Raw genomic sequence first — 16,480 nt, forward strand, 5'->3', positions numbered from 1 at the left:
AGCTTTCCGAATGAGTTCCGTGTGCCCACCGTGCGGGTGATCACGGGCGACGACGTGCACTCATGCGTGATCGACAGTGCCGAGGAGTGCGTCGATCTCGTCCGCCGCGCCTACCTCACGCACTCCGCCGGGGACAGCTCCAACCCGCACAGCAGCTTCCTGCGTTTTCCGCACAAGCCGAACTCGCGGATCATCTCGCTGCCTGCCTATCTCGGCGGCGAGTTCGGCGTAGCGGGCATGAAATGGATCGCGAGCTTCCCGGACAACATCGCCGACGGCATCCCGCGCGCGTCGGCGATACTGATTCTGAACGACACCGAGATCGGTTATCCGTTCGCGTGCATGGAATCGTCGATCATTTCCGCGACGCGCACCGCGGCCTCCGCCGTGCTAGGCGCCGAGGCCCTGGCGGGTGACCGTGCCGCGCGCAGGGTCGGCTTCATCGGGACGGGCCTGATCGCGGGCCACGTGTGGCGCTTCCTGCGGGACCTCAAGTGGCGCGTCGACGGCTTCCGGCTCTTCGACACCGTGCGCGCCAGCGCGGACCGGTTCGGCGAGGGACTCGTCGAGGACGGTGCGGCCGACGTGGTCACGGTGGACACGGTCGCCGAGGCGATTGAGGGCTGCGACCTCGTCGTGCTGGCGACCGTCGCGGGCGAGCCGCACATCGGCGACGCGGAGCTGTTCGCCCACGCGCCGACGGTGCTGCACCTGTCGCTCCGTGACCTGTCACCCGAGGTCGTCCTCGCGGGACAGAACATCACCGACGACGTGGACCACGCGGTCCGCGAGCGCACCTCGTTGCACCTCACCGAACAGCGCACCGGTGACCGCGCGTTCGTCGCGGGCACGATCGCGGACGTGCTGAACGGCACGGTGCGGCGCGACCCGGCGCGGGCCGCGATCTACTCGCCGTTCGGGCTCGGCGTGCTCGACCTGGCGATCGGCAAGTGGGTGTACGAGCAGGTGACCGCGCGCGACGGCGGCACGGTCGTCGACGACTTCTTCGGCAGTGCGGTGAGGCGGCCATGAGCGAGATCCGGTACACGGTGGTCGTGAACCACGAGGACCAGCACTCGATCTGGTTCACCGACCGGCCCCTGCCGGCCGGCTGGACCGAGGTCGGCTTCACCGGCACCAGGGAGGCGTGCCTGGCGCACGTCGAGCAGGTGTGGACGGATCTCACGCCGCGCTCGGTGCGCGAGCGGCTCGCCGCCGGGGAGGCACGATGACCGCCGGTGTGCTCCTGGACACCAGGAAGGTCGTCACCACCGTCGAGCTGTCGGTGTTCGAGCGGATCACCCCGCTCGTGTCGGGCTACCTCGAGGCGTACGCGTCGACGGACCCGGTGGTGAGCGGGCAGTTCCGCTTCGACAAGTACACGACCAGCATCAAGACACCGCTCGAGACGGTCGCGAAGACCTTGCTGGCCAAGGACTCCGACGTGTTCGCGTTCTCGACGTACGTGTGGAACATCGGCCTGGTCCGCAAGCTGCTGGTGCTGCTGCGCCAGGCGCGCCCGGACGTGCACATCGTCCTGGGCGGACCGCAGGTGATGCACCACGGCCTGCGCTACCTCGACCCGTCCGACGAGCGGATGGTCGTGTGCAACGGCGAGGGCGAGGCGACCTTCACCGAGTACCTGCACGAGCTGACCAAGCCGGAACCGGACCTCACCACCGTGGCCGGGCTGACGATGTACCGCGACGGGCAGCTCGTCACGACACCGGAACGCGCGCGCATCAAGGACCTGGAGACGATCCCGTCGCCGTTCCTGTCCGGGCTGATCTCCGACGAGTACAGCATCAGCATCATCGAGACCAACCGCGGCTGCCCATACCACTGCGGCTTCTGCTTCTGGGGCGCGGCGACCAACGACCGCGTCTACCGGTTCGACGAGCAGCGGGTGCGCGACGAGCTGACCTGGATGGCGCGCAACGGCACGCTGTTCCTCTACATCGCCGACGCGAACTGGGGCATGCTCGCCCGCGACGTCGAGTTCTCCGAGCACATCGCCTCGCTCACCCGCGAGTACCGGCTGCCGAACGTCGTGTACTTCTCCTCGGCCAAGAACAAGCCGCACGCGGTCACCAAGATCACCGGCATCTTCCAGGAGGCCGGGCTCGTCGCGTCCCAGCCGGTGTCCATGCAGACGCTGGAACCGACCAGCCTGAAGATCATCGCCAGGGACAACATCAAGCTCGACGCGTTCGGCTCGGTGCAGGACGACCTGCGCGACCGCGGGCTGAGCTCGTTCATCGAGCTGATCTGGCCGCTGCCCGGCGAGACGCTGGAGACGTTCCAGCAGGGCATCGGCACGCTGTGCGAGCGCGACGCGCACACGATCATCTCGTACTCGCACCTGCTGCTGAACAACACGCCGATCTACCACAACCGCGACAAGCTCAGGCTGGTCACGCGGCCGGCCGGTGGTGAGGTCGCCGAGGCGCAGATCGTGATCGGCACCGAGCAGGTGACCCCCGACGAGTTCGCCGAGGGCATGCGGTACTTCTACGCCGTGCACGCGGTGCACAACACGCGCAGCCTGCGCGCAACGGCGAAGTACCTGACCGGCAAGGGGATCACGACGTTCCCCGAGCTGTTCTCGGGGATGGTCGAGTACTGGCGCGGCCTGCCGCAGGACGACGCCATCGTGTCCTACGTGGAGCGTTCGATCCGGGACGCGCTGTTCTACGACGTCGGCAACTACGGCCTGTTCGTGCACATGGTGCTGCACGAACACCGGGCGCTGTTCACCCGGCACCTGCGCGACTTCGTCGCGGCGCAACCGTGGTGGTCGGACCCGACCGCGCGGGCGCTGTTCGAGATCGACCTGCTCAACCGGCCCTACATCTACTCCTCCACACCGCTGGAGGAGTTCGACCGTCCCTTCGAGACGGTTGTGGTCACCGCGGGGTCCGGCAGGTCCCGCACGGTCGAGCTCGACCCGTCCTGGCACGAGGAGCTGCGCCGGTCGGTGCGGCTGGACCCGCTGGTGCCGCGGGGGCCGCGGTTCGTCGTCGACTACAAGCGGTTGCAGTACCCGTACATGGCCGGGCAGAGCATCGACCACAACGCGAACTACTGCCACGGCATGATCGAGAAGATCGAGAACATCGCGCCGATCTGGCGTTCGACAGGAGTCTGATGCAGCTCGACCGGCGCCCGGTGCTGGGCGTCCTCGCCGCGATCGCGTTGCTCGGGGCGCTGGCGGTGGTGGCCTTCGCGCCGCCGGCCGCCCGCTCCGGCGACGTCCCGGCGCGGGAGTTCTCCGCTCAGCGCGCGGTGGCGCACCTGGAGCAGATCGCGCAACGTCCGCACCCGACGGGGACGCCGGACAACGCACGCGTGCGCTCCTACGTCGCCGACACGGCGCGGTCGCTGGGCGCGCAGGTCGAGGTCGACAGCGGTGACGTGGTGCGGGCCGGGTGGGGCAACCCGTTCCCCGCCGCGCACGTGCACAACGTCCTGGCGCGGCTGCCCGGCACCGACCCGCAGCGCAGCGGCGGCAAGACGCTGCTGCTCGTCGCCCACTACGACTCGGTGCCGACAGGCCCGGGTGCGGCGGACAACGGCGCCGCCGTGGCCGGGCTGCTGGAGACCATCAGGGCGCTCAAGGCCCGCGGCGGCACGCCGAACGATGTCGCGTTCCTGTTCACCGACGCGGAGGAGATCGGCGGCCTGGGAGCGGAGCGGTTCGTGCGTTCCCGCGGGGTCGACGGGCTCGGCGCGGTGCTGAACTGGGAGGCTCGCGGCAGTTCGGGCCCGGTGCTGATGTTCGAGACCAGCGTCGGCAACGCCGAGCTGATCGACGCCTACGCCGACACCGGCACACGCCCGGCGGGCAACTCGCTGGCCTACGAGATCTACCAGCGGATGCCCAACGGCACGGACTTCACGGTCTTCAAGGACGCGGGCGCGCGCGGCCTGAACGCGGCGTTCCTCGACGGCTTCCACGACTACCACTCGCCGCACGACGACATCGCGAACCTCGACCAGGACAGCCTGCAGCACCACGGCGAGACGATGCTCGGACTGGTCGACCGCCTCGGCTCCACCGACCTGCGCACCCTCGCTGCCGCGGACAACGCCGTCTACTTCGACCTGTTCGCCCGCGTGCTGGTGCACTACCCGAGCTGGGTCGCGCTGCTCCTCGCGGTTGCGACGGTTCTGGGCCTCGGCGCGCTCGTCGTGCTGGGCGTGCGCCGCCGAGCCCTGCACGTCACCGGCGTTCTCGCGGTGGCCGCCGTCTCGGTCGGCGCTGTCGCCGTCACGGCGGCGGTGGGCGTCGGGCTGTGGCAGCTCGTGCTGGCCGTGCGGCCGGGACTGTCGGCGCTGCCGCTGGAGGAGCCGTACGAACGCGGCTGGTTCGTGGCCGGGTTCCTCCTCGCCGCCGCGGCGGTCGTGTTCGCGGCCGCCGGTGTTGTGCGGCACCGCGAGCAGGCCGAGGTGCTCGCCGGGGTGCTCCTGGTGGGCACGGTGGTGGTCGCCGCGACGGCGGTCACCGTGCCGGGCGCGAGCTACCTGTTGCAGTGGCCCGTCCTCGCCGGCCTCGTGGTGCTCGGGCTGTGCCTGCGGCGCGGCCACGCGGGCGCGGTGCTGCTCGGGCTGCCCGCGGCCGTGACCGTGGTGCTGTTCGCGCCGCTGGTCGGTGCCGTGCTGGTGGCGCTCGGGCTCCAGCTGGCCGCGGTGGCCCTCGCTCTCGCCGCCCTCGGCGGCCTGCTCCTGCTGCCGCTGCTCACGCCGCTCCGCCGTGCCGCCGTGGTCCTGCCCGCCGTCGTGGCGCTCGCGCTGGTCGGCACCGGCCTGGCCCGCTCGGGCTTCGAACGGACCGAGCCGCGCACCAACGCGTTGCTCTACGTGCACGACCTGACCGAGAACTCGTCGACGTGGCTGACCCGCGCGGACGAGACGGATGCGTGGACGTCGGCCGTGCTCGGCGCCTCGCCGCGGCGGACGCGGGCGACCACGTACTTCCCGCAGGAGGGCCCCGACTCGTTCCTCGCCGCGGATGCGCCCCGGATCGACCTGCTGCCGCCCGAGGTGAAGGTCCTCGCCGACGACGGCGGCGGCGGCCCGCGGACGGTCCGGTTCTCCGTGTCCTCGCGCCGCGACGCGTGGCGAATCGTCGTCCGCCTTCCGCAGAACCGGCTGCGGGAGTGCACGTTCGCCGGCACGCGGATGGACGCCGCGACGCTCTCCAAGGACGCCGACTACACCGGAGGCGTCGTGTTCCAGTACACCGGCGACTCCGACACGTTCGAGCTGAGCTGCGCGGTCACCCCCGGTCCGCTGCCGGTGGACGCGTCCGACCAGACGATCGGCCTGCCGGACGAGGTCGCCGCACTCGCGGGGCCGCGCCCGGAGGACACCGCGCCGATGCCGTTCGGTTTCACCCCGGCCGACACCGCCGTGGCCCGGCACGTGGTGGAGATCTGATGACCGACGCGATCACGGTGCGGAACCTGACCCGCACCTACCGCACGAACCAGCTGGTCCTCGCCAACGACGACCTCACGTTCAGCGTGGGCAGGGGCGAGGTGTTCGGCGTGCTCGGCGCGAACGGCGCCGGGAAGACCACCCTCGTCTCCCAGCTGCTCGGACTCGTCCGGCCGACGTCGGGTTCGATCACCGTCGAGGGCGTCGACGTGATGGCCGACCCGGACGGCGTCAAGCGCATCACCGGCTTCCTGCCGCAAACCGAGCTGGCGATGCGCGAGCTCGAGGTGCGCCGCGCGCTGCACTACACCGGCCGCCTGCGCGGCCAGGGTGAGACCGACGCGCGGCGCCAGACCGACGAGCTGCTCGACGAGCTCGGCCTCGGCCCGGTGTCCGGCCGGTACGTCAACCAGCTCTCCGGTGGCATGATGCGGCTGGTCAACTTCGGCATGGCGCTCATGGGCCGCCCGAAGCTTCTCGTGCTCGACGAGCCGACCAACGAGCTCGACCCGCACAACCGCCGCCTGGTGTGGGACGTGTTGGCCCGCCGCAGCGCCGCCGAGGGCGCGACGGTCGTGCTGGTCACCCACAACGTGCTGGAGGCCGAGTCCGTCGTCGACCGGGTCGCCGTCATGCGGCAGGGCCGGATCGTCACGCTCGGCTCCCCCGGCGAGCTGAAACACCGCCTCGGCGACACCGTGCGGATGGAGCTGCAGATCCGCGACGGCGGCGAGCTCGGTGCCGCCGAACTCGCGCTGCTCGGCGCGACCGGCACCGTCGTTCCCGGCACCAGGGACGGCCGTTACCTCGTGCACTGCGCGCCCGCGCGGATGCCCGAGCTGGTCACCGTCGTCACCGAGGGCATGGCGACGATGGAGATCGAGGACTTCCGGCTGTCGCGGCCGTCGCTGGAGGACGTGTACCTGAACCTGGACGACGAGCCGGCGACCTCGGCACCGTCGCCCGTGAGCTCGGCAGCTCCTTCCGCGGCAGCGACGGCTCCCGCCGGTGTCGCGGTCCTCGCCCCGGTCACCACGGTGCCCCCACCGGCCCGCCCGCCCCTGCGCGACCGCCTCGCCCGCGGACTGACCAGCTTCAAGTACCTGTGGCTGGAGCAGATGCTGGAGGTCAGGTCGACCTGGTGGTGGAGCTTGCTGTTCGGCTTCCTGATGCCGGTGGCCATGGTGTTCGGCCTGACCAGGATCGGCGGCGGTCTCACCGACCAGAACAGCCTGCTCTACATCGTGAGCGGCGCGGCGGTGTTCTCCGTGGCGACCGAGGGGATCGCGACGCTGGCGCAACGCGTCGGCGTGGTGCGCACGAGCGGGATGCTGCAGTACTACGTGTCGCTGCCGATCAGCCGCACGGCGTTCCTCTCGGCGCTGGTGTTCTCCCGGCTGCTGCTGATCCTGCCCGGCCTGGTCACGCCGATCATCGCCGCCCGGCTGATGTACGACGCGGACTTCGTCGTGTCCCCCATGTTGCTGGTCGTGCTGCCGCTGACGTGCCTCGCGCTGTCGGCGGTGGGTCTCGCGATCGGCACGGTCGTGGAGAGCATGGACGTGATCGTCGTGATCACGAACCTGCTGATCTTCGTCCTGCTCCTGGCGGCACCGGTGCTCATCCCGCCGGAGTCGCTGCCGTTGCCGTTGCGGCTCATCGGCTACCTGTTGCCGCCCACCTATGCCGCGGAAGCGCTCCGGCACGCCCTCAGCGGCGACCTCGGCGGGATGTTCCTCGTCGACGTCGCGGTGCTGCTGGGGATGACGGTGCTCGGACTGGCCGCGACGTCCCGCTGGATCCGTTGGCGTATCGCATGACACAAGGAACTCGGCCCATGCTGCTCACCTCCGTCCGCACCGCGCCGACGTTCGTCGACGTGCTCACCGAACGCGCCGCCGCATCGTCGCGGGTGGCACTGAGGTTCGACGACGGGGCGGGACAGTCCGCGCTGACCTACCCGCAGCTGCACGACAGGGCGCGGTCGGTCGCCGCGCTGCTCGCACAGCGGTGCGCGCCCGGCGACCGGGTGCTGCTGCAGCTGCCGCACGGCCTCGACTACGTGGTCGCGTTCCTCGGGTGCCTCTACGCGGGCGTGATCGCCGTTCCGCTGTACCCGTCGGGCACCGGGCGGCACGGGGCACGGCACCGCGCGCTGGTGGCCGACGCGACACCCGCGGTCGTCATCGCCCGCGGCGAGGTGTCCGGCGTGAACGTTCCGGTGCTGTCGGTCGACGGGGACCTACCCGCGCCCGGCGAGTGGCGGCGGCCTGGGATCACGCCGGACACCGTGGCGTTCCTGCAGTACACGTCCGGCTCGACAGCGACCCCGCGCGGTGTCGTCGTGAGCCACCGCAACCTGCTCGCGAACTCGCTGCAGATCGGCGAGCGGTTCGGCGCGAACGAGGACACGCGCGCGGTCAGCTGGCTGCCGCCCTACCACGACATGGGTCTCATCGGCGGCATCCTGCAGCCGATCCACGCGGGGGCCACGGCCACGCTGTTCGCGCCGGTGTCGTTCATCAGCAACCCGCTGCGGTGGCTGCGGCTGATCTCCGAGCAGCGTGCGACCGTCAGCGGTGGCCCGAACTTCGCCTACGACCTGTGCGCCGACCGCCTCACCGACGCCGATCTGGCGGGCCTCGACCTGTCGAGCTGGGAGATCGCGTTCAACGGCGCGGAACCGGTGCGCGCGGCGACGCTCGACAGGTTCGCCGAGCGGATGGCGCCCTACGGGTTCCGCCGCGAGGCGTTCCTGCCGTGCTACGGGCTGGCCGAGGCGACGCTGATGGTCTCCGGCCACCGCGCCGCGCCGGTCACCGCCTTCGCGGGCTCCTCACTCGCCCCCGGTGACCAGGTCGTGCCGGACGAGGCAGGACGGCGGATCGTGTCGTGCGGCCCGGCGGTCGACGGCGTCACGACGGTGGTGGTCGACGCCCAGACCGCCACCCCGTGCCAGGACGGCACCGTGGGCGAGATCTGGGTGACGGGCGAGAACGTCGCGTCCGGCTACTGGGGCCGCACGGACGACGACGTCTTCGGCGCCGCGCTGCCCGACGACGACCGCGCCTGGCTGCGCACCGGTGACCTCGGGTTCCTCTTCGACGGCGAGCTGCACGTCACCGGCCGCGCGAAGGACCTGATCGTGGTGCGCGGCCGCAACCACTACCCGCAGGACCTCGAGCGCTGCGCCCTCGACGCCCACCCTGCGCTGCGCCGGGGTGCCGCCGCGTTCGGTCTGGGCGAGCGCGAGGAGGTGTGCCTCGTGCTGGAGTCCGCGACGGCGCACCGGGCGGAGGAGAACGCGGAGGTCGTCGCGGCCGTGTGCACGGCGATGGCCCGCGAGCACGGGGTCACGCCGGCGACGGTCCTGTTCATCCGGCCCGGCAAGATCCCCACGACCAGCAGTGGCAAGGTGCGGCGGGCGCGCACGCGGGAGCTGTTCGCCGACGGCTCCCTGCAGCCGGTGCACCGCTGGGACGCCGCCGGTGCGGGAGACCTGGCCGCGGTCAGCGAGGAGGAGCGGGACCCGACGGCGCGGGAGGTCGTGCTGCGGCTCGCGGCGGCCCGGCTCGGGCACGCGGTCGACCCGGCGGTACCGCTGGTCGCCCAGGGGCTCGACTCGCTGAGCGCCACCGAGCTGTCCGCCGCGATCAGCGACGCTCTCGGCGTGCGGGTCGAGCTGCGGGCGTTGCTCGACGGCGCCACGGTCGACTCGCTGCCGCTCGACATCCCCGCAGGGCGAACGCGTCCGGGCCCGGACGCCGTGGCCGGTCCGCAGCCGATGACCGCCAACCAGAGGGCGTTGTGGTTGCTCGAACAGCTCAACCCCGGCACGGCGACCCAGCACGTCTACTCGGCAATCCGGTTCGAGTCCGATGTGGACGCCGAGGCGCTGCGCCGCGCGTTCCAGGCGCTGATCGACCGGCACCCGGCGCTGCGCACCGCCGTGCGCGCCGGCGACCAACCGCTGCAGGAGGTGCTGGCGCATCAGGAGGTCGCGTTCACCGTCGAGGACGCCGCGGCGCTGGACGAGGAGGCGTTCGCCGCGCGGCTGGAGAGGGAGACGACCGAGGAGTTCGCACTCGCGGAGGGCCGCGTGCTGCGCACGGTGCTGTTCCGTCGCCCAGGTGGGGACGTGCTCGTGTTCGTCGTGCACCACATCGCCGTGGACATGTGGTCCATCGCGGTGCTCGCCGAGGAGCTCGGCCAGCTCTACTCCGGTGCCTCGCTGCCGCCCACCCCTGCCGCAGGTCCGGTCGAGGTGGCCCGCAGGCAACGCGAACTGCTCGCGTCCCCGCGAGGTGCCGAGCTGCGCGCGCACTGGCGGTCCGCGCTCGAGGGCGTCGAACCCGTCCTGGAGCTGCCTGCCGACCGGCCGCGACCCGCCACCCGCGGGCACCGGGGCCACTCGATCACCGCGCGCCTGGACCGCGAGCTGACCACCGCGTTGCGCGGGCTGGCCGCCGAGTACGACACCACGCTGTTCGTGGTGCTGCTCAGCGTCTTCCAGTCGCTCGTGCACCGCTACACCGGGGAGCACGACTTCCTCGTGGGCGTTCCCGTCGCGGGCCGCACCGATCCCGACTTGCACCGGGTCGTCGGCTACCTCGTGAACCCGGTGCCGGTGCGCGCCCGCATCGACGGCACGCGGTCGGTGGCCGAGCACGTGCGCTCCACCGGTCGGGCCGTCGGCGCCGCCCTGGCGCACCAGGACATGCCGTTCCCGCTGCTGGTGGAGGAGCTCGCGCTCGCACGAGGGGCGTCCCGCGCGCCGGGCTTCCAGGTGATGTTCAGCCAGGCCCGCTCGCACCTGCCCGACTCAACTCTGGGGGTGCTCACCAGCGGTCGTCCCGGCGTGCCGGTGCGGCTCGGTGAGCTACGCGGCGAGTCCGTCGCACTGACCCGCCACACCGCCGAGGTCGACCTGACGATGGTGGTCGCCGAGGACACCGACGAAGTCGAGGTGGTGCTGAACTACAGCACCGACCTGTTCGACCGCGCCACCATCGCCCGGTTCGCCGACAACTACGCGCTGCTGGCCGCCGAGATGGCCCGCGACGCGGCACGCCCGCTCGGCGAGCTCACGCCGGTCAGCGAGCGGGAACTGCGGATGATCGCGCAGTGGAACGCCACCGCGACCGATTACCCGCGCACGAAGTCCGTGGTGGACCTGTTCGCCGAGCAGGTGGCAGCCCGCCCGGACGCGCCGGCGCTCACCTACGGCGCGCTGTCCTACAGCTACCGCGAGCTGGACCAAGTCTCCACAGCGCTGGCATGCCGGTTGCGCGACCTCGGTGTCGGCGCCGGGACGCCGGTCGGGTTGTGCGTCGACCGCGACCCGGCGGTGGTCGTCGCGATGCTCGCCGTCGCCAAGGCGGGTGGCGCCTACGTGCCGCTCGACCCGGCCCACCCGCCGCACCGGCTGCGCCAGATCGTCACCGAGTCGGCGCCCGCACTGCTGCTCGCGACCGGAGCGGCCGTCGTGGACACCGACCTGCCGGTCGTCGAGGTGCGGGACTTCCTCACCCCGGCCGCCGCCGAGCAGGCCGCCGACTGGAACGGTCCGGTCGCCGACAGCCTGCTGTACGTGATGTACACGTCCGGCTCGTCCGGTACGCCCAAGGGCATCTGCATCGCGCACCGCAACGTCGTGCGGCTCGTGCGGGACACGAACTACATGACCATCGAGCCTGGAGACCGGGTCGCACAGATCTCCAACGCGGCGTTCGACGCGGCGACGCTGGAGGTGTGGGGCGCGCTGCTCAACGGCGGCCACCTCGTCGGGTTCGACAAGGACACCGTGCTGTCGCCACCCGCGCTCGCCGAGGCGCTGCGGTCGGGCGGCATCCACACGGTGGTGTTCGCGACCCCGCTGTTCACCCAGGTCGCGGCCTACGACGCCGGCACGTTCGCCGCGGCGAAGCAGCTGCTGGTCGGCGGCGACACGATGGACCCCAAGATCGCGCGGGCGGTGTCGGAGCTGGGCGGCCCGCTGCTGTCCAACGGCTACGGCCCGACCGAGTCCGCCACGTTCGCAACCGTCCAGGCCCTGCCCGAGGTGGGCCAGGACGTGGCCCGGCTGCCGATCGGCGGGCCGATCTCCAACACGCAGGTGCACATCCTCGACCCGCTCATGCGGCCGGTGCCGATCGGTGTACCGGGCGAGCTGCACATCGGCGGTGACGGCCTCGGCCACGGCTACCTCAACCGCGCCGGCCTCACCGCGGACAGGTTCCGGCCCGACCCGTTCAGCGGAGTGCCGGGCAGCCGCTTGTACGCGACCGGCGACAAGGCGCGCTGGCTGCCGGACGGTTCGGTGGACTTCCTGGGCCGGCTCGACTTCCAGGTGAAGATCCGCGGGTTCCGCATCGAACTGGGCGACGTCGAGGCGGCGCTGGTCGAGCACCCCGGTGTCGTGGAGGCCGTGGTCGTGGTCGACGACTCCGTCGGCGAGAAGCGCCTGGCCGCCTACTACGCGGGCGCCCCGGAACCCGCGGAGCTGTCGGCGCACCTCGCGGCACGGCTACCGGAGTACATGGTGCCCGCGGCGCTGCTGCGGTTGCCGGAGCTTCCGAAGAACCCGAACCGCAAGCTGGACCGGGCGGCGCTGCCACGTCCGTACGAGGAGGTCGCGGCGCCTGCCTCCGGGAACACGTCGGCGGAGATCTGCGCGTTGTTCGCGGAACTGCTGGGGCGGCCGGAGGTGCGGCCGGACGACAACTTCTTCGAGATCGGCGGCCACTCCCTCGTCGCGATCAAGCTGCTCACCCGCATCCGCGACACCTACGGCGTCGAGCTCCCCCTCAACGAACTGTTCACCGACCCCACCGCCCGCGCGGTGGCGCACTGCATCGACCAGGCCCAGGCGCCGGTCGCCGCCGGTGACACGACGACGGAGATCTGCGCGCTGTTCGCGGAACTGCTGGGGCGGCCGGAGGTGCGGCCGGACGACAACTTCTTCGAGATCGGCGGCCACTCCCTCGTCGCGATCAAGCTGCTCACCCGCATCCGCGACACCTACGGCGTCGAGCTCCCCCTCAACGAACTGTTCACCGACCCCACCGCCCGCGCGGTGGCGCACTGCATCGACCAGGCCGGGGCGCCGGCAGCACCCAGTGCCCCGGCCGGACCGGCCGCCGTCTCGCGCGCGGCGTACGCACGCCCCGCGCCCCGCTGACCCGCCACGGATCGGATCGAACGAGTGACCCAGGACCAGGTCTACGTCATGCCCGCGTCGCCGGCTCAGGTCGGGTTGTGGCTGCTCGCCCAGCTCGACCCGGCGTCGACGGCCTACCACGTGCCGGCGGCGGTGCGGTTGAGCGGGCCGGTGGACGCCGACGCGCTCGCGCGGGCGTTCGACGCGCTCGTGACGCGGCACGAGATCCTGCGGACGACGTTCACGACCGAGGACGACGAGGTCTGCCAGGTCGTGCACCCGCATGCGCTGGCAGACCTGGAGGTCGTCGACCTCCGCGACGCCCCCTCGTCCTGCCGGGATGCCTGCGCGGAGCAGGCGGCCCGCCCGTTCGACCTGGCGGCGGGGCCGCTGGTGCTCCCCCGGCTGTACCGGCTCGGCGACGACGACCACGTGCTCTCGCTGCTGATGCACCACATCGTCACCGACGGCTGGTCGTCCGGGATCATGGTGCGCGAATTGGCCGCGCTCTACACCGCGCAGCGCTACGGCCTCGGCGACCCGTTGCCGGCCGTCGCCCTGCAGTACGCGGACTTCGCGCTGTGGCACCGGGACCTGCTCGCGAGCGGGACCGGCGAGAAGCAGCTGGACCACTGGCGGCGCGAGTTGGCCGGTGACGACGCGGTGCTGAGCCTGCCGACCGATCGCCCGCGGCCCGCCGACCCGACGTTCGCGGCGGACCGGGTGGACGCGGTGCTCGACCCGGCCGGGCTGCGGACGGCCGCGGCGAGGCACGGCGCCACGCTGTTCATGGCGGTGCACGCGGCGTTCGCCTCGGTGCTCGCGCACAGCTCCGGCCGCCGCGAGGTCCGGCTCGGCGTGCCCAGCGCCTACCGCGAGCACCCCGGCACGCAGGACGTGCTCGGGTTCTTCGCGAACACGCTCGTGGTGCGTACCGAGTGGGACCGCGACCGCACGTTCGCCGACCTACTGACCCAGGTCCGCGACCGCACCACCACGGCGCTGGCCCACGGCGACGTCCCGCACGGCGAGCTGGCGAGGGCCCTGGGCGGCCCGCTGGTGCAGGCGATGATCGCCATGGACAACGCCCCGGACACCTTCACCCTCTCCCCTGGTCTCACCGCGTCGCGGTTCGAGGTCCCGCAGGCCACAGCGAAGTACGAGCTGACGCTGTTCGTCCGGGAGACCGGGAACGTGCTGGAACTGGGGCTCGAGTACAGCACCGAGCTGTTCGACCGGTCGACCGCGCGGACCCTGCTGGACCGCGTCCTCGCGGTGTGCGCGGCGGACACCGCGAAGACCCTGGGCGAGATCCACGCGGTGACCGGGCCCGAGCGCGCCCTGCTCGACTCGTGGTCGACGGGCCCCGACGCCGTGCCGGGCGCGCTCGCCTACGCGCTGTTCGCCGAGCACGCGGCGGCACGTCCAGACGACGTGGCGGTGGTCGACGGACCCCGCGTACTCACCTACCGCGCGCTCGCGGCCGAGGCGGAACGGATCAGCGCCGTGCTCCCCCGCGGCGGGCTGGTCGGTGTGTCACTGCCCCGGTCCGCGGACCTGGTGGCGGCGCTGCTCGCGGTGTGGCGCGCCGGGTGCGCGTACCTGCCGCTCGACCCGAGCCTGCCGCCGGCGCGACGTGCGGCGATCGTGGAGGACGCCCGGCCCGCGCTCGTGCTGGGACCGGACGAGGTGGCGAACGCGACCGGCACCGGCGAGCTCGTTCCCGTCCGGGGCGACGACCTGGCCTACGTGCTCTACACCTCGGGATCGACCGGCCGGCCCAAGGGCGTGGCCGTCACCCACGCCAACCTGGCCAACTACCTCCGGTTCGCCGCCGCCGAGTACGCCGTGGACGGCCCTCCGGTCGCACCGCTGCACACGACCGTCGGCTTCGACCTTACGGTCACGAGCCTCTGGGTACCGCTCACCACCGGCGGCGCGGTGCAGGTCGTCGGCGAGGACGCCCCGCTCGACGGGCTCGCCGCGCTGCTCGGCACCGGCGCGGCGACGCTCGTGAAGCTCACGCCCGCACACCTCGACGCGCTGTGCGACCTGCTGCCCGAAGGCACGCTCGCGCAGTCGCGCGCCTGTTTCGTCGTCGGCGGTGAGGCGCTGTCCGCGGCACTGGTGCGCCGGTTCCTCGCGATCGCGCCGCACGCCAGGGTGGTCAACGAGTACGGGCCCACCGAGGCGACCGTCGGGTGCTGCGTCGACAGCGACGTGGCCGGCATCGCCGACCGGCCCACCATGCCGATCGGCGTCCCGATCAACGGGACCACGCTGCGGGTGCTGGACGACCGGCTCCAGCCGGTGCCCGTGGGCGTGCCCGGTGAGCTGTGCATCAGCGGCGCCGGGGTCGCCCAGGGCTACCTCGGGCAGCCGGAGCTGACGGCGCGGTCGTTCGTGACCGACCCCGGCACGGGCGCGCGGACCTACCGCACCGGCGACCTCGTGCGGTACCTGCCCGACGGGCGGCTCGAGTACCTGGGCCGGGCCGACGAGCAGGTCAAGATCCGCGGCCACCGAGTCGAGCCCGCCGAGGTCGAGGCCGCATTGCGCGCGCTGCCCGACGTCCGCGGTGCCGTGGTCGTGGCGCGGGAGCACGCCGCGGGCAAGGTGCTCGTGGGGTATGTGGTGACCGGTGCGGACCTGCGGGAGCTGACCGCGGCGCTCACCACCGCGCTGCCCGCCCACATGGTGCCGTTGCTCGTGGCCGTGGACGAGATCCCGTTGACACCCAACGGGAAGGTCGACCGCGCTGCCCTGCCGGTACCGGCGGCCGAGCACCGTCCGCACGTCCCTCCCCGTGCGGGCACCGAGACCGCGGTCGCCGAGATCTGGTGCGAGGTGCTCGACGTCGAGGTGGTCGGCCGCGACGACGACTTCTTCGCGCTGGGCGGGCATTCGCTCGCCGCCAGCCGGGTCGTGGCGAGGTTGCGCGACCGGTGCGGCGTCACGCTGCCGATGCGCGCGCTGTTCGAGGCGACCACGCCGGCGCGGCTCGCGGCCGTCGTGGACCGGGAGTCCGCCGACACCGCCGAGGCCGAAGCGGACGGACCGGCCGACCGGCTGTCGTTCGCCCAGCGCCGGTTGTGGTTCCTCGACCGGCTGGAGCCCGGCAGCCCGCTCTACAACGTGCCCGCCGCCTTCGTCCTGCGCGGCGAGCTGGACGTCGAGGCGTTGCGCGCCGCGGCCAACGGCCTCGTCCGGCGGCACGAGGCACTGCGCACGGCGTTCCCGACGGCGGCGGACGGCACCGCCCACGTCGTCGTCACCGGCCACGACGCCCTCGACCTGCCCGTCGTCGACGTCGCCCCGGAGGAGGTCGAGCAGCGCGCGCTGGCCCAGGCCGCCACGCCGTTCGACCTCGCCGAGGCACCGCTGGTGCGGCTCGAGCTGCTGCGCACCGGCCGGGACCACGTCCTGCTGGTGACGATGCACCACATCATCTCCGACGGCTGGTCGGTCGGTGTGCTGCTGCGCGACCTCGCCGAGCTGTACCGGGCCGCGTTGGCACACGAGACGCCGGACCTGCCGGAGCTCACGTCCACCTATGGCGACCACGCGCGCCGCCAGCACCGGCGGTTGGACCGCGGCGACCTCGACGACCAGCTCGGCTACTGGGCCGAGCGGCTGCGCGGACCGCTGCCGGTGCTCGACCTGCCCTCCGACCGGCCGCGAGGGACCGGCCCCCGGCCCGGCGGCGAGCTGCTGCGCACCTGGGGCGCCGAGCTCTCCGACCGGCTCGACGCGTTCTCCCGCGAGGCCGGCGCCACGCCGTTCATCACCGCGCTCGCGGCGTTCTACGCGTTCCTGCACCGCCACACCGGCCAGCAGGACCTCGTGGTGGGCACGCCCGTCGCGGGCCGCACCCGCGCGAGC

General features: G+C 72.4%; 7 protein-coding genes. All 7 read left to right on the plus strand.

Translation table 11 applies throughout. From position 1 onward, the window contains the following. Positions 1 to 21: 21 nt before the first annotated feature. Positions 22 to 1,032, plus strand: coding sequence for a 2,3-diaminopropionate biosynthesis protein SbnB (gene sbnB, locus BLT23_RS38735; RefSeq protein WP_090060231.1), 1,011 nt, complete (start codon positions 22 to 24; stop codon positions 1,030 to 1,032). Further along, entirely contained in the window at positions 1,029 to 1,232 is a 204-nt protein-coding gene (locus BLT23_RS38740; RefSeq protein ID WP_090060233.1) for an MbtH family protein, read from the plus strand. Before sbnB ends, BLT23_RS38740 begins: the two co-directional genes overlap by 4 nt. Further along, the gene (locus BLT23_RS38745; protein ID WP_090060236.1) at positions 1,229 to 3,148 is read left to right on the plus strand and encodes a cobalamin-dependent protein; all 1,920 of its coding nucleotides are present in this window, start codon (positions 1,229 to 1,231) and stop codon (positions 3,146 to 3,148) included. The genes BLT23_RS38740 and BLT23_RS38745 overlap by 4 nt, the downstream gene beginning before the upstream one ends. After that, positions 3,148 to 5,439: a M20/M25/M40 family metallo-hydrolase gene (locus BLT23_RS38750; protein ID WP_090060239.1), complete on the plus strand. Its 2,292-nt coding sequence runs from the start codon at positions 3,148 to 3,150 to the stop codon at positions 5,437 to 5,439. The genes BLT23_RS38745 and BLT23_RS38750 overlap by 1 nt, the downstream gene beginning before the upstream one ends. Further along, positions 5,439 to 7,259, plus strand: a complete 1,821-nt coding sequence (locus BLT23_RS38755; protein WP_090060241.1) for an ABC transporter ATP-binding protein/permease — start codon at positions 5,439 to 5,441, stop codon at positions 7,257 to 7,259. The genes BLT23_RS38750 and BLT23_RS38755 overlap by 1 nt, the downstream gene beginning before the upstream one ends. Positions 7,260 to 7,276: 17 nt before the next feature. Continuing rightward, positions 7,277 to 12,619: a non-ribosomal peptide synthetase gene (locus tag BLT23_RS38760; RefSeq protein WP_218134015.1), complete on the plus strand. Its 5,343-nt coding sequence runs from the start codon at positions 7,277 to 7,279 to the stop codon at positions 12,617 to 12,619. A gap of 24 nt (positions 12,620 to 12,643) precedes the next feature. After that, a partial coding sequence (locus BLT23_RS38765) for a non-ribosomal peptide synthetase (RefSeq protein WP_143036201.1) occupies positions 12,644 to 16,480 on the plus strand: 3,837 nt, incomplete at its 3' end.

The organism is Lentzea fradiae (assembly GCF_900100955.1).
In the GTDB taxonomy this organism is placed as follows: Bacteria; Actinomycetota; Actinomycetes; order Mycobacteriales; family Pseudonocardiaceae; genus Lentzea; species Lentzea fradiae.

What these genes read in the sequence shown, in the direction of transcription:
- BLT23_RS38740 (WP_090060233.1), top strand. Translation starts at nt 1,029, where the DNA reads ATGAGCGAGATCCGGTACACGGTGGTCGTGAACCACGAGGACCAGCAC.
- BLT23_RS38745 (WP_090060236.1), top strand. Translation starts at nt 1,229, where the DNA reads ATGACCGCCGGTGTGCTCCTGGACACCAGGAAGGTCGTCACCACCGTC.
- BLT23_RS38750 (WP_090060239.1), top strand. Translation starts at nt 3,148, where the DNA reads ATGCAGCTCGACCGGCGCCCGGTGCTGGGCGTCCTCGCCGCGATCGCG.
- BLT23_RS38755 (WP_090060241.1), top strand. Translation starts at nt 5,439, where the DNA reads ATGACCGACGCGATCACGGTGCGGAACCTGACCCGCACCTACCGCACG.
- BLT23_RS38760 (WP_218134015.1), top strand. Translation starts at nt 7,277, where the DNA reads ATGCTGCTCACCTCCGTCCGCACCGCGCCGACGTTCGTCGACGTGCTC.